Source organism: Herbaspirillum sp. YR522 (assembly GCF_000282575.1).
Lineage (GTDB): Bacteria > Pseudomonadota > Gammaproteobacteria > Burkholderiales > Burkholderiaceae_D > Herbaspirillum.
The window spans coordinates 1-16,316 of sequence record NZ_AKJA01000027.1 but is presented as its reverse complement, the minus strand read 5'-3'; the positions used below and the strand labels follow the sequence as shown (position 1 = coordinate 16,316).

At 66.6% G+C, this 16,316-nt stretch carries 16 protein-coding genes; 11 read left to right on the top strand and 5 right to left on the bottom strand.

The window, feature by feature from the left end; genetic code table 11:
• Positions 1 to 14: 14 nt before the first annotated feature.
• The gene (locus PMI40_RS04965; protein WP_008112773.1) at positions 15 to 1,523 is read right to left on the bottom strand and encodes a PLP-dependent aminotransferase family protein; all 1,509 of its coding nucleotides are present in this window, start codon (positions 1,521 to 1,523) and stop codon (positions 15 to 17) included.
• A 116-nt stretch (positions 1,524 to 1,639) separates the two neighbouring features.
• Here PMI40_RS04965 and PMI40_RS04960 point away from each other — a divergent pair, with 116 nt between their 5' ends.
• From PMI40_RS04960 to PMI40_RS04930, 7 genes are all read left to right on the top strand, one after another.
• The gene (locus PMI40_RS04960; RefSeq protein ID WP_008112771.1) at positions 1,640 to 2,689 is read left to right on the top strand and encodes a threonine dehydratase; all 1,050 of its coding nucleotides are present in this window, start codon (positions 1,640 to 1,642) and stop codon (positions 2,687 to 2,689) included.
• A 1-nt stretch (position 2,690) separates the two neighbouring features.
• Positions 2,691 to 3,287 carry a LysE family translocator gene (locus PMI40_RS04955; RefSeq protein WP_008112769.1) on the top strand — a complete coding sequence of 199 codons (597 nt, stop codon included), beginning with the start codon at positions 2,691 to 2,693 and terminating at the stop codon, positions 3,285 to 3,287.
• A 23-nt stretch (positions 3,288 to 3,310) separates the two neighbouring features.
• Complete coding sequence (locus PMI40_RS04950) at positions 3,311 to 4,228, top strand: DMT family transporter (protein ID WP_008112768.1); 918 nt, start codon at positions 3,311 to 3,313, stop codon at positions 4,226 to 4,228.
• Between the two features lie 159 nt (positions 4,229 to 4,387).
• Positions 4,388 to 4,846: a RidA family protein gene (locus tag PMI40_RS04945; RefSeq protein ID WP_008112766.1), complete on the top strand. Its 459-nt coding sequence runs from the start codon at positions 4,388 to 4,390 to the stop codon at positions 4,844 to 4,846.
• A gap of 111 nt (positions 4,847 to 4,957) precedes the next feature.
• Complete coding sequence (locus tag PMI40_RS04940) at positions 4,958 to 6,169, top strand: PLP-dependent aminotransferase family protein (RefSeq protein ID WP_008112765.1); 1,212 nt, start codon at positions 4,958 to 4,960, stop codon at positions 6,167 to 6,169.
• Positions 6,166 to 6,495: a DHCW motif cupin fold protein gene (locus PMI40_RS04935; RefSeq protein ID WP_008112764.1), complete on the top strand. Its 330-nt coding sequence runs from the start codon at positions 6,166 to 6,168 to the stop codon at positions 6,493 to 6,495. Before PMI40_RS04940 ends, PMI40_RS04935 begins: the two co-directional genes overlap by 4 nt.
• A gap of 282 nt (positions 6,496 to 6,777) precedes the next feature.
• Positions 6,778 to 10,041, top strand: a complete 3,264-nt coding sequence (locus tag PMI40_RS04930; protein ID WP_008112763.1) for an autotransporter domain-containing protein — start codon at positions 6,778 to 6,780, stop codon at positions 10,039 to 10,041.
• Between the two features lie 6 nt (positions 10,042 to 10,047).
• Here PMI40_RS04930 and PMI40_RS04925 read toward each other — a convergent pair whose 3' ends face one another.
• Positions 10,048 to 11,199 (bottom strand): MBL fold metallo-hydrolase, encoded by a 1,152-nt coding sequence (locus PMI40_RS04925; RefSeq protein WP_008112762.1) that lies wholly within the window; start codon positions 11,197 to 11,199, stop codon positions 10,048 to 10,050.
• Positions 11,200 to 11,300: 101 nt separating this feature from the next.
• Positions 11,301 to 11,690 carry a tautomerase family protein gene (locus tag PMI40_RS04920; protein ID WP_008112761.1) on the bottom strand — a complete coding sequence of 130 codons (390 nt, stop codon included), beginning with the start codon at positions 11,688 to 11,690 and terminating at the stop codon, positions 11,301 to 11,303.
• A 128-nt stretch (positions 11,691 to 11,818) separates the two neighbouring features.
• Here PMI40_RS04920 and PMI40_RS04915 point away from each other — a divergent pair, with 128 nt between their 5' ends.
• Positions 11,819 to 12,664, top strand: a complete 846-nt coding sequence (locus tag PMI40_RS04915) for a LysR family transcriptional regulator (protein ID WP_008112759.1) — start codon at positions 11,819 to 11,821, stop codon at positions 12,662 to 12,664.
• A 1-nt stretch (position 12,665) separates the two neighbouring features.
• Here PMI40_RS04915 and PMI40_RS04910 read toward each other — a convergent pair whose 3' ends face one another.
• Positions 12,666 to 13,124 carry a carboxymuconolactone decarboxylase family protein gene (locus PMI40_RS04910; protein WP_008112757.1) on the bottom strand — a complete coding sequence of 153 codons (459 nt, stop codon included), beginning with the start codon at positions 13,122 to 13,124 and terminating at the stop codon, positions 12,666 to 12,668.
• Positions 13,125 to 13,226: 102 nt separating this feature from the next.
• Entirely contained in the window at positions 13,227 to 14,666 is a 1,440-nt protein-coding gene (locus tag PMI40_RS04905) for a PLP-dependent aminotransferase family protein (RefSeq protein ID WP_008112755.1), read from the bottom strand.
• 93 nt (positions 14,667 to 14,759) lie between these two features.
• On the opposite strand from PMI40_RS04905, the gene PMI40_RS04900 reads away from it, so the two are divergent.
• The 3 genes from PMI40_RS04900 to PMI40_RS04890 form a co-directional block, all read left to right on the top strand.
• Positions 14,760 to 15,245 (top strand): GNAT family N-acetyltransferase, encoded by a 486-nt coding sequence (locus PMI40_RS04900; RefSeq protein WP_008112753.1) that lies wholly within the window; start codon positions 14,760 to 14,762, stop codon positions 15,243 to 15,245.
• A complete protein-coding gene (locus tag PMI40_RS04895) occupies positions 15,242 to 15,871 on the top strand; it encodes an FMN-dependent NADH-azoreductase (protein ID WP_008112751.1) in 630 nt (209 codons plus the stop codon). Before PMI40_RS04900 ends, PMI40_RS04895 begins: the two co-directional genes overlap by 4 nt.
• Before the next feature lie 95 nt (positions 15,872 to 15,966).
• Positions 15,967 to 16,316 (top strand): Hsp20 family protein (locus tag PMI40_RS04890; RefSeq protein ID WP_008112749.1); only part of this gene is annotated, 350 nt, incomplete at its 3' end.

The following is a 16,316-nucleotide window of genomic DNA, read 5'->3' as shown; positions in this document are numbered from 1 at the left end:
TGTCGGGGCCGGCGCTACGCGCGCCGGTCCATCTCCCGTTCGAGGAAGCGCCAGATGCCCGGGTCGCCCATCGACGCCACGTTGATGCGCATGCGGGTCGACGGCAGCTGCGCCGGCGAGAACAGGGCGCCCGGCGCCAGCAGGAAGCCCTGTTCCATGGCGCGTTCGGCCAGTACGTTGGTGTCGCACCCCGCATCGACCCACAGGAACATGCCGCACGAGGGCGGCTCGCCGACGTCGATGCCGATGCGTTCGAGCTGGCGTACCACCTTGTCGCGCACGCCATCGAGCCGTCCGCGCAGGCGCTCCGCGTGCTTGCGATAGTGCCCCTCCGACAGCACCTTGTAGGCCACCCGCTCGCCGATCTCGCCGGTGGTGAGAGTAGCCAGCATCTTGCGATCGGCCAGCTGGCGCGCCAGTTCGGTGGACGTGGCGATGAAGCCCACGCGCAGGTTGGCCGATAGCGTCTTCGACAATCCGCCCAGGTAGATCACCCGCTGCAGCTGATCCAGCGAGGCAATGCGGGTGGCGGCCTGCACCGCAGGGCCGGGATGCATGTCGCAATAGATGTCGTCCTCGACGATGGTGAAGTCGTATTCCTCGGCCACGCGCAGGATCTGGAACGCCTTGGCCGCCGACAGCGAGGTCGAGGTCGGGTTGTGCAGCACCGAATTGATGACATACAGCTTGGGCCGGTGCAGTGCCGCCAGTTCGGCCAGCGAGGCGATATCGGGGCCGTCGGCGCCGCGCGGGATGCCGATCACGCGTGCGCCCAGCGCGGCGAACGAGCCGAACATCAGGAACCAGGCCGGATCATCGACGAAGATCACATCGCCCGGACGCAGGAAGTGACGCGCCACCGTATCGATGCCCTGCGTGACGCCGCTGGTCAACACGATCTGTTGCGGGCCGGCCGCGATCTCGTGCTCGGCCAGCTTGAGCTGCAACTGCTGGCGCAGCGGCAGAAAGCCCTGCGGCGTGCCGTAGCCCAGCAGCAGCGAAGGGTTTTCACGGCTGACCGCGCGCAGGGCGTTGGCGATCAGTTCGCCATCGAGCCAATCCGGCGGCAGCAAGCCGCCGCCCGGCATCTTGTGTGGCGGCAACTGGCGAAACATGTTGCGCACCAGCCAGACCACGTCGACATCGGCCGGCGGCGCCACCGGCGCCTGGTGCGGCGCGCCAAAGCCGGCACCGATGCTGCCGCCGGAACGATCCTTCACATAGAAGCCGGAGCCGCGCCGCGATTCCAGGAAGCCCTGCGCCACCAGCCGGTCGTAGGCCTCGACCACGGTGAAACGCGACACCTGGTGGTCATCGGCAAACTGCCTGATCGAGGGCATGCGCGCGCCGGTGCGCAGGAGCTTGTCGTCGATGCGCGCGCGGATGCTGCGCACGATCTGCTGCACCAGCGAATCGCCGCCCTCGCGCGACAGTATCGGCCAGCCAGAGGCGGGGCCGGCGGGCAGGGCGGTGGTGCCGGCCTGCGCCGGGTCGGAGCGGGTGCGCTTGACTGTATTGGTCATTTTGCCGTGACAATGTTTGGGATTATTTGGATAAGTGTATCGGTGCTGTACTGGTATTGTCGATTACGATGGCTGACATTGCAAGTGCCCCGGCACACCACCCCAGGAGACCGACCATGACCATCGCCGCTACCGCTGATTCGACCGCCAACGTGGATGCCGCCCGCGACCTGTTGCCGGGCCTGGCCGAGATCGAGCGCGCCGCCCAGGTGGTGTATCGCGGCATGGCCCCGACGTCGCAGTTGTCCTGGCCGCTGTTGAATCGGGCGCTGGGCGCCGAGGTCTGGGTCAAGCACGAGAACCACGCGCCCACCGGTGCCTTCAAGGTGCGCGGCGGCATGGTGTACCTGCAGCACCTGGCGCGCCGACAACCGGGCCTGCGCGGCGTGATCGCCGCCACCCGCGGCAACCACGGGCAATCGGTGGGACTGGCCGCGGCCCGCGCCGGCCTGCCGGCCACCATCGTGGTGCCACGCGGCAACATCCGTGAAAAGAACGCCGCCATGCGCGCGCTGGGCGTGACGCTGGTCGAACATGGCGACGAGTTCCAGGAAAGCCGCGAATACGCGGCGCAACTGGCCGCTGAGCGGCAACTGCACATGGTGCCGTCGTATCACCGCGACCTGGTCGCCGGGGTGGCCACCTACTGGATGGAATTGCTGCGCGCCCAGCCCGACCTGGATGTGCTGCTGGTGCCGGTCGGGCAGGGATCGGGCATGTGCGGTGCGGTGGCCGCGCGCAATGCGCTGGGCTTGAAGACGCGCATCATCGGTGTGGTGTCGGCCCATGCGTTGGCCTACAAGCTGTCGTTCGAGGCCGGGCGCAGCATGGCGTCGCCGGTGTCGACGCAGATCGCCGATGGCGTCGCCTGCCGGGTGCCCGATGCCGCCTCGCTGCAAGTGCTGCTGGAAGAAGTCGACGAGGTGGTGGCGGTGACCGATGACGAAGTCATGGATGCCATCAAGCTGCATTTCATCACCAGCCACAACGTGGCCGAAGGGGCCGGTGCCTGTGCGCTGGCGGCAGCGCTGCAATTGCGCGCCCGCCTGCAGGGACGGAAGCTGGGCGTGACGCTGTCGGGGGGCAACATCGACCATGACGTGTTCGCCCGCGTGCTGGCGCGCCGCTGCGAGGTGGCCGATACGCTGCTGCAGCCGGGGGCCTGAGATGGAGGTGCTGTTGCCGCTGGCCGCGTTTGCCTTCGTCTCGTCGATCACGCCGGGGCCCAACAACATCATGCTGACCTCGTCGGGCATCTGGTTCGGCTTTCGCCGTTCGTTGCCGCACATGCTGGGCGTGACCGCCGGCTTCGGCCTGCTGGCCGCGCTATGCGCAATCGGTATGGGCAGCCTGCTGCTGGCACTGCCCGGCATCACGCTGGTGCTCAAGGCGCTGGGCTCGGCCTACCTGCTGTGGCTGGCCTGGCAACTGTGTCGCATGCGTATCGGGGGTGCCGCCGCAGCCGGCGCGCGGCCGATGTCGTTCTGGGGGGCGGCCGCGTTCCAGTTCGTCAATCCCAAGGCCTGGGTCATGGGCATCACGGGCGCGGCCGCCTTCATGCCGATGCTGCATAAGCTCCCCATGGCCTGGGCGATCCTGCTCTACTGCCTGGTGTTCTGCGCCATCAACCTGCCTTGCGTGTCGCTGTGGGCCGGTGCCGGCGCCGCATTGCGCCGCTATCTGGAGCGGCCATTGTGGGCCGCCGTATTTGCGGTGTGCATGGTGGGCGCCACCTTGTACTCGGCGCTGGCAATCTGGGTCTGAAATTCAAACGGAGAATAACAATCATGCAGGGTCAGGGAAAAACGGCGGGCATCGTACCCGTCACCGGCAAGAACAGCAATGAATCGCGCGGCATGTGGCTGGGCCTGGCCGGGGTGGCGATCTTCAGCCTCACGCTGCCGGCCACGCGCATTGCCGTGGCCGAACTCGATGCGGTGTTCTTCGCGCTGGGACGGGCGGTCGTGGCTGCGCTATGCGCCATCGCCTTGCTCGCCTGGAGTCGCGCCCCGCGGCCCACGGCGCAGCAGTGCCGCAGCCTGATCATCACGGCGCTGGGCGTGGTGGTGGGTTTTCCGCTGTTTTCCTCGCTGGCCATGCAGCATGTGCCGGCTTCGCACGGCGCGGTGGTGCTGGGCGTATTGCCGCTGGCGACCGCAGTACTGGGCGCGCTGCGCTTTGGCGAAAGGCCCTCGGCCGGCTTCTGGCTGGCGGCACTGGTCGGTAGCGGCATGGTGGTCGGCTTTGCCCTGCGCCAGGGCGGCGGCAGTTTTCATGCGGCCGACCTGGCCCTGTTTGCCGCCGTGGCCGCGGGCGCCATGGGCTATGCCGAAGGGGGACGCCTGGCGCAGAGCATGGGCGGTGTGCAGGTGATCTGCTGGGCGCTGGTGATCTCGTTGCCGGTGAGCTTGCCGATATCGGCGGCGATGGCCTGGCAGCATGGCTTGTCGGCCGGCCCGCAAGCCTGGATCGCGTTTGGCTATGTATCGCTGTTCTCGATGTTCATCGGCTTCTTCTTCTGGTACCGCGGGCTGGCGCTGGGCGGCATCGCCCGCGTCGGGCAGGTGCAATTGTTGCAACCTTTCATGAGCCTGCTGGGCGCGGCGCTGGTGGTGGGCGAGCCGCTGGACGCGAGCAACCTGCTGTTCGCCCTGGCGGTGATCGCGGTGGTGGCGGTGGGGCGCCGCATGGCGGTCCGGCGCTAGGCGCGTGCCGGCATTGCGAGCCGACCGGCCATATGCCAGCGGCCGCGATTGTCCGGCCAAAGTTGCCGATATTTGCGATAATCGACGTCTATTTTTCAACGGCAAAGTGCCTCCCGGGAGACCCCCGGGCCGGGTGCGATGCAAAAACAGGAGTTCCGTATGTCCGTATATGAAAAGCTCAAGGCGCTCAACATCGAACTGCCGGCCGTGGCCACCCCGGCCGCAGCCTATGTGATGTATGCGCAGACCGGCAATACCGTGTTCCTGTCGGGCCACCTGGCCAAGCAGGATGGCAAGGTATGGGTCGGCCAGCTGGGACGCGACATCGGAACCGACGATGCAAAGCAGGCGGCGCGTGCCGTGGCGATCGACCTGATCGCCACGCTGCAGGCGGCCTGCGGCGGCGACCTGACGCGGGTCAAGCGCATCGTGAAACTGATGAGCCTGGTCAATTCGACCGGCGAATTCACCGAGCACCACCTGGTGACCAACGGCGCCTCCGAACTGATCGGCGAGGTCTTCGGGGACGCCGGCAAGCATGCCCGTTCCGCCTTCGGCGTGGCACAGTTGCCCATGGGCGCCTGCGTCGAGATCGAGATGATCGCCGAGATCGCCTGATCGCCCTGGCGTGCCGGCACCGGTGGCCCCTTGCAAGACCGCGCGACCGCAGCCGTGGCGAGATCGATCTCGCCGGCTGGGCGGTCGCCCCAGACAATTCGTAGGACCGATATGAAACCCGAAAACCCCGCCCCGCTGCAATGGCAGTTCTCCCATCGTGCCGAGCAGATGCAAAGCTCGGCGATCCGCGAAATCCTGAAGGTGACGATGCGTCCCGACATCACCTCGTTTGCCGGTGGCCTGCCGTCGCCGCTAACCTTCCCGGTGGAGCACATGAAGGCGGCCTTCGACCGCGTGCTGACGCAGCAGGGCAAGGTCGCGCTGCAATACGGCCCGACCGACGGCTATCTGCCGCTGCGCGAGTGGATCGCCGATTCGCTGTCGACCGACGGCGCCCGGATCCTGCCCGAGCAGGTGCTGATGGTGTCGGGCTCGCAGCAGGGCCTGGACCTGCTGGGCAAGGTGCTGGTCGACGAAGGCAGCAAGGTGCTGGTCGAGACCCCCAGCTACCTGGGCGCATTGCAGGCGTTCTCGCTGTATGGCGCCAGGTTCGAATCGGTCCCCAGCGACGAGCAAGGCTTGCTGCCGGAGGCGATAGCGCCCATCGCCGCCGGCGCCCGCATGTTGTACTCGCTGCCCAACTTCCAGAACCCCACCGGTCGCACCATCCCTGCCGAGCGTCGCGTCCGGCTGGTCGAGACCTGTGCCCGCCTGGGCCTGCCGCTGATCGAGGACGACCCGTACGGCGCGCTGAGCTATCGCAATGCGCCGTTGCCCAAGATGCTGACGATGAACCCGTCCGGCGTGATCTACATGGGTTCGTTCTCCAAGGTGCTGACCCCGGGCATTCGCCTGGGCTACGTGGTGGCGCCGCGGCCGCTGATCCTGAAGATGGAACAGGCCAAGCAGGCGACCGACCTGCACACGGCGCAACTGACGCAGATGGTGGTGTTCGAGGCGATCAAGGACGGTTTCCTCGACCAGCACGTGCCGACCATCCGCAAGCTCTACGGCGACCAGTGCGATGCGATGCTGGGTGCGCTGCAGGAATTCTTCCCGGCCGGTTGCAGCTGGAGCAAGCCCGAAGGCGGCATGTTCGTCTGGGTCACGTTGCCGTCGCACATCGACAGCGGCGCGCTGCTCAACGAAGCGGTGGAGCAGGAAAAGGTGGCCTTCGTGCCGGGCGCGCCGTTCTTCGCCAACGTGGCCGAGAAGAACACCATGCGCCTGTCGTTCGTGACGGTGCCGCCGGAACAGATCCGGGCCGGCGTCGAACGCCTGGGCAAACTGATCGCTGCCAAGTTGCAAGGCGTGGCCCCATGAAGATCGAGAACCTGCCCTTCGGTACCACCGACTGGAGCACCGTGGCCGCGACCGAGCACGCCGGCGACACCGGGCATGCCACCTGGCGCACCATGCAATTCGGCGACATGCGCGTGCGCATGGTCGAGTACACGCCGGGTTACCTGGCCGACCACTGGTGCGTCAAGGGCCACATCCTGCTGTGCCTGGAAGGCGAACTGCATACCGAGCTGGAAGACGGCCGTACTTTCGTGCTCAAGCCTGGCATGAGCTACCAGGTGGCCGACAACGCCGAGCCGCATCGCTCGTCGACCGCCATCGGCGCCAGATTGTTCATCGTCGACTGAAAGCCCATCGACGGCGCCTGTCTGCCGCCAAAAGCCCGCATCGTCGATGCGGGCTTTTTTTGTTTGCGGAAACGGCCGTCACCATCCGCGATGGTTCGAAAATAGAAAAAATAAGATAAAAAATTGTCCAGGAAGAGAGGCTGGGCCAGGGCGTCGACGAGATTCGCAGGGTTTAAGGGGATCTCGTCGTATTACGATTTCTAATGCAAGGACAGATCGGTAGATTCGCGACTTTTTAACGTCGCCGATAGTCGTCACGACTGCGGCCTGTCAGGAGCAGTCATGGCCCCATTCAGACGAGGTGCCTTGGCCGGCGCCGTGTTCATGTGCTTCATCGCGCCGGTGGGCGCCGTCGAATCGGTGGTGCTGGAAGACCCCCGCGGCGTCGCCCGCATGCGTATCGATTTCCTCAGCGCGGCCGAGTCGCCATTGACGCCGGCAGCCCCGGACACCGCCTGGGATTTCTCGACATCGCAACGCCGGCAGATGCTGGACGCGATGCGCTACTGGAACCGTACGCTGGGCGGGCCATCGCTGCCATTTGCCGCCAACATCACTATCCTGCCTGTCGGCCTGCCCGTGCTGTTGGCCACCAGCGACCCGGCGCCGGACGCCCGCTACTCGACCTTGCAGGCGGTCCTGCTGGGGCGCGCCGCCGGTATCGCTTCCAATGGTAATCACGCCACCATCGTGGTGGGAAACGAGCCCTTTTCCGATGTGCCGCAGGCTGGGGTGTTGCCGAGTGCACCGTCGGGCATGGGCCTGATGCCGGTGTTGCTGCACGAGTTGGCGCATGGGTTGGGCGTCAATGCGACGGTGGTCAACCTGGCCGAAGACCCCACGGCCCCGACGGCGCCTGCTTTCGCCGGTGCGTTCAACGCCTGGACCAGCCATCTGCGCGACGACCATGGTCGCCCGGCGCAGCCGGGACAAGCCATCCTGTGCGGCACCTGTGCCAACACCGACCAGGCCAACGCGTTCGACGTGCGCGCCGAGCGCGGCCACTTCAGCGGTGCGCAGGTAAGCCAGGTGCTCGACGGTGCGATGCCGGGCGTGCCGGTGCGCATGCACTACGAGGACGGCAGGCTCGATGCCAATTACATGTCGCACATGGAACTCAAGAACAGCCTGATGAGCCACCAGGAATATCGCAACTACAGTGTCATGATGGAAGCCGAACTGGCCGCGCTGCAAGACATGGGATACACCATCGACCGCCGCGCGCTGTTCGGCCGTTCCCTCTATCGCAGCGGCGACCAGCTCGTCAACGACGCCGGTTTCTCGCAGCGCAACCGGGAAGGCGCTGGCTACCTGGCCGCGCATCCCAGCACCGTGCCGCTGGCCATGGGGCTGCATGTCTATGGCAGCCGCAACACCATCCACCAGCGTGCGGACCTGCTGAGCGTGGGCGAGGGCGCCGCGGGGGTGCGCGTCGATGGCCGATCCAACACGCTGGTCATCGCGCCGGGCACCCGGGTGATGGCCGACGGCGCCCACGGGCGCGGGGTGTTGTTTGCCTACGGACGCGACCATGTGCTGCAGCAACGCGGCCATGTCCAGGCCATGGGCGAGCAGGGCCTGGCGTTGAGCTTCGACTTCGGCCAGAACGCCCGCGGCAATGCCTATGAAACGCGCGGTTCCTACCAGCGCACTTTCAACGGCGCAGTTGCCCCGCTGCTGGACGAACTCGATGGTCCGCTGATGCGCCAGGTCGAGGTGCATGGCAGCGTGGCCGGTCGCGTCGCGGCCATCGACATCGCCGACAACGCCTACGTCGCCCGCATCGATATCATGCGCGGTGCCGCGCTGCAGGGCGATATCCGTTCGCGCTTCGTCCAGCGCGACGGCACCGGCGCGCCGCGCCTGACGGCACTCAACCTGGGCGTGGGCGCCGACGGTCGCGCCGATACCGGTTTCGCGTTCGGCTATGACGGCAACATCAGCGGCGTCGACAGTATCTCGCTGCGCCTGGCCGGTGGCGAATCGGTGTTGAGTGGCAACCATGCCTTGCACGACGTGACGATCGACCAGGGCGCCACGCTGGCTGGCAATGGCCGCTATCGACTCCACGGAGCCGGCCTGTTTCGCAATGACGGCGTGGTGCTGCCGCAGACCGCGCAGGGGCGGGTGGTCATCGACGGCCACTACCGGCAGGGCAGCGACGGTACGCTGCGCAGCACGATCGATGCCGGCGGCGACTACGGCAGGCTGGTGGTGAGCGGGCGCGCCACGCTGGACGGGACGTTGGTCGTCGATGCGCAGCGCGGCTGGTATCCGAACGACTTCGTCATCGCTGGCCAGCACTGGGTAAGCGCCGGCCAGGCCAGCGGGCGCTTCGCCCAGCTGCGCTCGGCGCTGGCTTCGCCCACGCTGGCCATGACGCTGGCACCCGCTGATGGCAGCGCGGTAACGGTGCGCATGACCCGTTGCGGCAATGCCTATGCGCGTCATGGCGGCAACCGGTACGCCGGCGTGGGCGCCAGCCTCGACGCCATGGCCGCGGCCTCGCCCTCGTCCGACCAGCAGGCGTTGCTGGCCGCGCTCGACTTCTCGGCTGCCGACGGCAGCGGCGTCAGCGCCGCGCTGCGACAGCTCTCGCCGCTGGCATACGGCGCGATGGCCGCGGGGATCCTGCATCGCACCCGCCAGCTGGACGACCTGGTGGCCAACCTGGCGCCGCATGCCACGCAGCCGGGCCGCTGGCGCGCTTTTGCGGCACCCTTCGGCGGCGTCTACCGGCAGTCCGCAGGCACGGAACTGGCCGCCAGCCAGGGCAGCATCAGTGGCGTGGCCTTCGGCATGGACACGGCAGCGCGTCAAGCACCCGGCTGGCGCTGGGGATGGCACGGCGCGCTGGCCAACCGCAGTGCCAGCTTCGATGCCCATACGCCAGGCCGCGGACATGCCTCTTCATTGGAGGCCGGATTGCATGCGCGCTTTGCACAGCATCCCAAGGCCGGCGCGTTTGCCACGATGCAGGCACGCCTGGGCGTGGAAGAAGGGCGTGTGCAACGGCAGGTCGATGCCAATGGCTATCGCGCCGGCCTGCGGGGCGACTGGCGCGCTGCCTGGGTGGCCGCCGGCATCGGCGGTGGCTGGCGTTGGCCGCTGGCGCACAACACCAGCGTTGCCGCCGTGGCCGGGCTGGATGGACAACGCCTGCAACGGGCCGCAGCGCAGGAGAGCGGCGCCGAGGGTGCGCGCCTGCGCCTGGCGTCGAGCAGTGTGAATACGTTGCAGGCGCGCACGGGCGTGCAATGGCGACTGCACCAGGCGCCGCAGCAGGGCGCACATTGGGGTGCCGATCTGGGCGTGCAGTGGATCCAGGCCTGGCATCCGGCGCAGCAGGTGCAGTCGGCCAGCCTGGGCGGCGCGCCGGCCTTCACGACCCGCGCGGCGATAGCACCACGGCGTGGGCTCGAATGGCAGGCGGGGGTGGGCTGGCAGGGCTCGCAGGCTACGCTGGCGGCGGCGCTGTCGGTGCTGAACCGGGCCGGCCAGGGCCCGACGACCGCCTTGAGCGCGACGGCCAGCTGGCGCTTCTGAGGCGCTTCAGGGCGCCAGCTTGACGGTCTGGCCGTGCTCCAGCGTAATGAATTCGTCGGCCGGCAGGTCGGCCTGCCTGAGCGCCTCGGCCAGCACTCGGGGCGGTTCGTCCAGCGGCTCGTCGGCCAGTTCGAAGGTGCCCCAGTGCATGCCGATGGAGCGCTTGGCGCGCACATCCTGGTGGATCTGCACCGCCTGCTGCGGGTCGACGTGCTGGTTCTGCATGAACCAGCGCGGTGCATACGCACCGATCGGAATGAGCGCCAGGTCGAAGCGCTCGAAGCGCTCGCCGATGTCGCGGAAGTCCTTCGAGTAGCCGGTGTCGCCGGCGAAGAACACCGAGAACGGTTCGTGCCCGGCCGGCAAGGCCTGGCCGCGCGCCTGCGCCTGCATGTCGCGAAACACCCAGCCGCCCCACAGCGACTCGGAGCGGTCGAACAGGCCGCGTGCCGACCAGTGCGCGGCGGGCACGAAGTAGATATCGAGGTCGTCCTGGGCGATGCGGTCCCACCAGTCCAGCTCGCGCACGTTGGTGATGCCCAGGTCGTTCATCCAGTCCATTACCCCCAGCGGCACCAGGAACAGCGGCGGGCCGCCGGCCTGGCGGTTCAGTTGCTCCACGCTGGCGCGGTCGAGGTGGTCGTAATGGTTATGCGAGATCACCACCACGTCGATGTGCGGCAACTCGGCGATGGCGACCGGCACCGGCACCTTGCGGCGCGGTCCCACGAACGAGAAGGGCGAGGCCCGTTCCGAAAAGATCGGGTCGGTCAGCACATTCTTGCCACCGATCTGCAGCAGGAAGGTGGCGTGGCCGATCCAGGTCACGCTGGGTTGCCGTCGGTTGGCGTTCAACCAGGCCAGGTCGGGATGCAGCACCGGAAACCGGTAGCCGTTGGCCGGCGGCTTGGGATGCCCTTCGACCAGGCGTTCCCATTGCCACTTCCACAACGAGCCCCGTGCTGGCTGCTCGTAGTTGTTGCGGAAACCCGATTCGGTGCGATTGGACTTGTTCGGATCGTAATATTTGCTGGAAGAAGAACAGCCCGCCAGCAGCACGGCGAGTGCCACGGCGCCCAGCAACAGCGGGCGCGGGCGGGATGGGCGGGTTGGTCGGGACGAGGGGCATGAAGGGGCCGTGGCAGGCGAGGGGGGCATGTGCAAGGCGCGGCTGCGCGTTCAATGGCAAGCCGCCATCGTAGCAGGTCAGCCCGGCCGTCGTTGCCCGAAATGACGAGGCATTGCCCCGCTGTTTCGCGTCACCGGGGGCTTATGTATTGCGCCAGGCCATGTCCGAACGACCAATTGCCCTTGTCGCCCTCGACCAGGCTGATCATGACGTCCTGCGGTCGCACCCCGGGGTCGCGCCCTAGATGAGCGACGATACTGGCATACAGTGCATTCTTCTGGGCCTGGTCGCGGGTGTTGCTGACGGTCAACTGGATCAGCACGAAACCGTCCGAGCGGGCGATGTCCATGTAGCTGCGGCTGAACACCAGTTCCTCGGGGTCGTGTTCGGTCATTACCATGAAGCGGTCTTCATCGGGCACGTTGAAACTGTCGCGCAGCGCCTGGTAGATGCCGTCGACGATGGCAGCGCGGTAGGCGCGGCTTTGGCCGCGCAGCAGCGAGATCCGGACCAGTGGCATGGGGTGCTCCTTTCGAGTGAGGTGATGAAGCATGCTAAGCTGCGCCAGTCATTTAAAAAACATCTCTTTGATTATTTAAATGATTTATTTATCGAATCATTGAGGTTCATTGGGCAGCAGGAGTCGCCATGGAAAAGCCACTCGATCTCGATGCCGTGCAAGCCTTCGTGCTGGCCGCCGACATGCGCAGTTTCACCCGCGCCGCCGAGGCGTTGGACAGTACCCAGTCGGCCGTCAGCCTGAAGATCAAGAAACTCGAGCAGCGCCTGGCGCGGCGCTTGTTGGAGCGCACCCCGCGCAGCGTGCAGCTGTCGACCGATGGCGTGCAGTTCCTGCCGCTGGCGCGCCAGTTGCTGGCGGTGCACGAACGCGCGCTGGGACAGTTGCAAGCCGACCGCGTGCGCTTTTCGGTGGGCATCAGCGACCATGTGGCGGGCAACGATTTTGCCGCCGTGCTGGCCCAGGTCAATCGGCACGACCCGGCGGTGGTGATCGAGGTACGCATCGCCCCTTCGCGCGAGGTCATGCAGCAATACCTGCGGGGCGAGCTCGACGCGGCCATCGTACGGCGCGAGCCGCATGACACCGACGGGCAGCTGGTGATCCAGGAACGCATCGGCTGGTTCGCGGCGCCCGGTTGGCAGCAGCGGCCCGGGGAGCCCCTGCGACTGGCCACCTTCTCGACTACCTGCCGGATTCGCGACCTGGCCTTGCAGCGGCTCGACGAGGCCGGTATCGCCTGGGCGGAGGTGTTCATCGGAGGCGGCATCCATGCCGTGGGCGCGGCGGTGACGGCCGGTCTTGCCGTATCGGCGCTGCTGGTGCGAACGGCGCCGCCCGGTGCGGTCGAGGTGGGTGCCAGGCTGGGGCTGCCGAGCCTGCCGCTGGCCCAGGTGGTATTGCATTCGCGGCTCGACCAGGCCCGCACGCGCGACATGCTGCGGGTACTGGTGGCGGCCATCAAGGCCGCTTAGTTCAGTGGCCTGCCAGCGCCGCCGCCGGTACCAGGCGACCGCTGATGCCGAGCCGGTTCAGCCCGTTCATCAAGGCGATGGCGATGGTCAGGTCGGCATATTCCCGTTGGCTGAAGTGCGCCACGACGGCCTCGTAATCGGCGTCGGCGGCGCCGCCCCGGTCGATGCGGGTGACCACCTCGGCCCAGGCCAGCGCCGCCTGTTGCTGCGGCGAGAACAGCGCCCCCGCTTCATGCCATACCGGCACCAGCACCAACTTGTCGACCGTCATGCCGCCCTTGAGCAGGTCGCGCGAATGCTTGTCGATGCAATAGGCACAACCGTTGATCTGCGACACGCGCAGGAAGACCATTTCCACCAGCTCGCGCGGCAGGCTGCAGCCTGCGAGGTAGGTGTTGACCGCCAGCAGGCTCTGGTATGGCTCGGTGGCGTTCTTGTAGATGTCGATGCGCGTGCTCATGATGTGCTCTCAGGTGACAGGGAAGAGCCGTCATCATGTTGCTTTCTTGGACAGTCGATAAGCGCCAAGAAATGTAATAGGTAATAGGCCATGATGAGCCGGTCACAGCAGTGCGAGGATACGCCGGCCCAGTTCCTGCGCCTGCTCGCGCGAGGTGATGTTGGTGAAACCCAGCATCAGCATCGGTGTCAGGTCGTGGCGTCGATCCAGCGTGCATTCGGACAATGCGCGGCTGAACATGCCGGCGTCGCGCATGCGCTGTGCCAGCAGGCGGTCCGAGCGCCGGCCTTTGAGGCGCATCAGCAGGTGCATGCCGCCGGGCGTGGTTTCCATCTGCACCGCCCGCCCCAGCACATCGGCCAATCCGGCCGCCGCCAGTTCACGCCGCTGGGCATAGAGTCGACGCATGCGTTGGATGTGACGCGCAAAATGCCCATCGGCCATGAAGCCCGCCACCGCCTTTTGCATCAGTACCGGGCTGCCACCCGAAAAGCAGCGTGCGGCGTCTTCGAAACGCTGCACTTCGGCAGCGGGTACCACCAGGTACGCCAGCCGGATCGCCGGAAACAGCACCTTGCTGAAGGTGCCGGCATACAGCACGCGGTCGTCGCGGTCCAGGCTTTTCAGGGAAGGCAATGGGCGGCTGTCGTAGCGGTACTCGCCGTCGTAGTCGTCTTCGATGACCCAGGCGCGGCGCCGCGCCGCCCATTCCAGCAAGGCAATGCGCCGCTGCAACGACAGCGTCACGCACAGCGGGCTCTGGTGGGCCGGCGTCACCAGCGCCGCGCGCGCGTCGGGTGCCAGCAGCAGGCCTTGCTCGACCTGCAATCCCTGGGCGTCGACCGGCACCCCGACCAACTGCATGCCGGCCCCGCGCAGCAGCGATGCCGAGGGCGGATAGCCGGGGTCTTCCATCCAGACCTGCTCGCCCGGCCGCAGCAGCGCGCGCGTGACCAGGTCGAGGCTGTCGCGGTAGCCGGCCGTGACGAAGACCTGTTGCGGTGCGCAGGATATGGCGCGCGACAGTTGCAGGTAGCGCGCGATCTCCCCGCGCAGCGATGCCAGTCCGGCCGGCGGCGGATAGAGCATGTCGATGCTGCGGGTGGCGCGCGCCTCGCGGGCGGCAAGGCGCGCCCATATCTTGCGCGGGAACGCATCCAGCGCCGGTACACCCATCTGGAACGCACGCGGCATGACCGGTGCCGGGCCGCTATCGGCATGCGATTGCACCTCGTGTTGCGGATGCCGCGCAGAGGGGAGCGCTGTCGGCGCATGCGGTCGCACCCCGGGTGCGACGACCGTACCGGCCTGGGCGCGCGCCTCGATATAACCCTCGGCCGTGAGCAACGCGTAGGCGCTCTCGATGGTGCCGCGCGCCAGACCCATCTCGGCCGCCAGCGCGCGCGCAGAAGGAATGCGATGGCCCGGCTTGAGCAGGCCGTCGGCAATGGCATTGCGCAAGCGGGTGTAGATCTGGCGGTAATAGGGCGTATCGGTGCTGGTCTGCAGTTGCAGCAGTGCGTGCGGGAGCGTGGTTTTCATGGTCTAGTCCAAATAACATTTCTTGGCTCTGCCGATTATGCCATTGGTCCCTTACGATGTTCTTTCCGTACCACGACACAAGCAAGGAAAACCATGCATGACCGCCTGCAGGAACTGACCCGGAAACAATGGACCATCACCGACCCGGCGCTGCGCCATGCCGACGACGAAGAGCAGCGTCGCGCGTGCTATGCGGTGATGCGCGAGCTCAGGCCGCACCTGGGCAGCCAGGCCGAATTCCTGGCGCGCATCGCCCGCGCCGCCGACGAGAGCTATCGCATCCTGGGCGCCTGGGAGCGGGGCCAGGTGGTGGCGCTGGCCGGTTATCGCTTCCAGGAAAACCTGGTCTACGGGCGCTTCTTGTATGTCGGCGACCTGGTGTCGGCCACGCAGGCCCGCTCCAGGGGCTGGGGCGAACGGCTGCTGGCCGCATTGAGCGCAGTGGCGGCCGAAGCCGGTTGCGCGCGCTTGGTGCTCGATACCGGCCTGGGCAACGCGCTGGCACAACGGTTCTATTTTCGCCAGGGGCTGCTGAGCAGTGCGATGCGCTTTGGAAAAGCCATCGGAGCGGCGGCATGAAGATCCTGCACATCGCAGCCAGCCCCAAAAGCCAGGACGCCAACGCGTGGTGGCTGGCGCAGCGCATCATCGCGCGCCTGGCCGACGGCCACGTCGCCGTCGAACTGACCGTGCGCGACTTGCATGCCACGCCCGTGGCCCATATCGATGCCGAGTACGCCGATGCGCTGGCGGCACCCGCCGAGCCCGAAGAACAGCCATCGGCAGGCAGTTCGCGTGCGTTGTCGGAACAGCTCATCAATGAGGTCGAGGCGGCCGATTGCCTGGTGATCGGCACCCCCATGCACAACTACACGGTGCCGTCCTCGCTCAAGGCGTGGATCGATCATGTGGTACGGGTGCGCCGCACCTTTTCCATCACGCCCAACGGCAAGGTAGGCCTGCTGCGTGACCGGCCGGTGTATGTCGGGGTCGTCGCCGGTGGCGGCTTGAACGGCGCAAGGGCGCGGCAGCCTGATTTTCTGAGGCCTTACCTGAAGGTCGCGTTGGCGACCATCGGCTTGCACGACCTGAGGTTTTTCACGATGGAAAGACTGGCATCCGGCGCGCAGGCGGTGCTGGCCGAGCGGGAACGGGTCATGGCGACGCTGGGCCCGTGCGATTTTTTTTTGAAAAAAATCTCTTGAAAAGAAAAAAGGACGTCCCTAGATCGGTACCAGCAGATGCTCGAGGTTGAGGTCTGCGACAAAAACATCGCTTACTTTGAAAGGATATTTTTATCATGCGTACTTTTGACATGTCCCCCCTGTACCGTACTGCCATCGGCTTCGATCGCCTGGCCCAGATGTTCGACAACGCCCAGCGCAACGATCAGCCCAGCTACCCGCCGTATAACATCGAACTGGTGGCCGAAGACAAATACCGGATCACGATGGCCGTTGCCGGCTTTGCCCGCAGCGAGATCGAGATCGAGACCGAGAACGAGACCCTGAAGGTGGTCGGCCGCAAGCAGAAGGAAGACCAGCAGGTCAACTTCCTGCACCGTGGCATCGCCGCACGCGATTTCGAACAGCGCTTCCAGCTGGCCAACCATATCAAGGTGGTCGGCGCCAGCCTCGAGAACGGCTTTCT

Excerpts from the sequence above, each read along its gene's own strand:
- PMI40_RS04900 (WP_008112753.1), top strand. The coding sequence starts at position 14,760 with ATGCATGACCGCCTGCAGGAACTGACCCGGAAACAATGGACCATCACC.
- PMI40_RS04935 (WP_008112764.1), top strand. The coding sequence starts at position 6,166 with ATGAAGATCGAGAACCTGCCCTTCGGTACCACCGACTGGAGCACCGTG.
- PMI40_RS04925 (WP_008112762.1), bottom strand. The coding sequence starts at position 11,199 with ATGCCCCCCTCGCCTGCCACGGCCCCTTCATGCCCCTCGTCCCGACCA.
- PMI40_RS04920 (WP_008112761.1), bottom strand. The coding sequence starts at position 11,690 with ATGCCACTGGTCCGGATCTCGCTGCTGCGCGGCCAAAGCCGCGCCTAC.
- PMI40_RS04965 (WP_008112773.1), bottom strand. The coding sequence starts at position 1,523 with ATGACCAATACAGTCAAGCGCACCCGCTCCGACCCGGCGCAGGCCGGC.
- PMI40_RS04895 (WP_008112751.1), top strand. The coding sequence starts at position 15,242 with ATGAAGATCCTGCACATCGCAGCCAGCCCCAAAAGCCAGGACGCCAAC.
- PMI40_RS04955 (WP_008112769.1), top strand. The coding sequence starts at position 2,691 with ATGGAGGTGCTGTTGCCGCTGGCCGCGTTTGCCTTCGTCTCGTCGATC.
- PMI40_RS04905 (WP_008112755.1), bottom strand. The coding sequence starts at position 14,666 with ATGAAAACCACGCTCCCGCACGCACTGCTGCAACTGCAGACCAGCACC.
- PMI40_RS04915 (WP_008112759.1), top strand. The coding sequence starts at position 11,819 with ATGGAAAAGCCACTCGATCTCGATGCCGTGCAAGCCTTCGTGCTGGCC.
- PMI40_RS04910 (WP_008112757.1), bottom strand. The coding sequence starts at position 13,124 with ATGAGCACGCGCATCGACATCTACAAGAACGCCACCGAGCCATACCAG.
- PMI40_RS04930 (WP_008112763.1), top strand. The coding sequence starts at position 6,778 with ATGGCCCCATTCAGACGAGGTGCCTTGGCCGGCGCCGTGTTCATGTGC.
- PMI40_RS04940 (WP_008112765.1), top strand. The coding sequence starts at position 4,958 with ATGAAACCCGAAAACCCCGCCCCGCTGCAATGGCAGTTCTCCCATCGT.
- PMI40_RS04950 (WP_008112768.1), top strand. The coding sequence starts at position 3,311 with ATGCAGGGTCAGGGAAAAACGGCGGGCATCGTACCCGTCACCGGCAAG.
- PMI40_RS04945 (WP_008112766.1), top strand. The coding sequence starts at position 4,388 with ATGTCCGTATATGAAAAGCTCAAGGCGCTCAACATCGAACTGCCGGCC.
- PMI40_RS04960 (WP_008112771.1), top strand. The coding sequence starts at position 1,640 with ATGACCATCGCCGCTACCGCTGATTCGACCGCCAACGTGGATGCCGCC.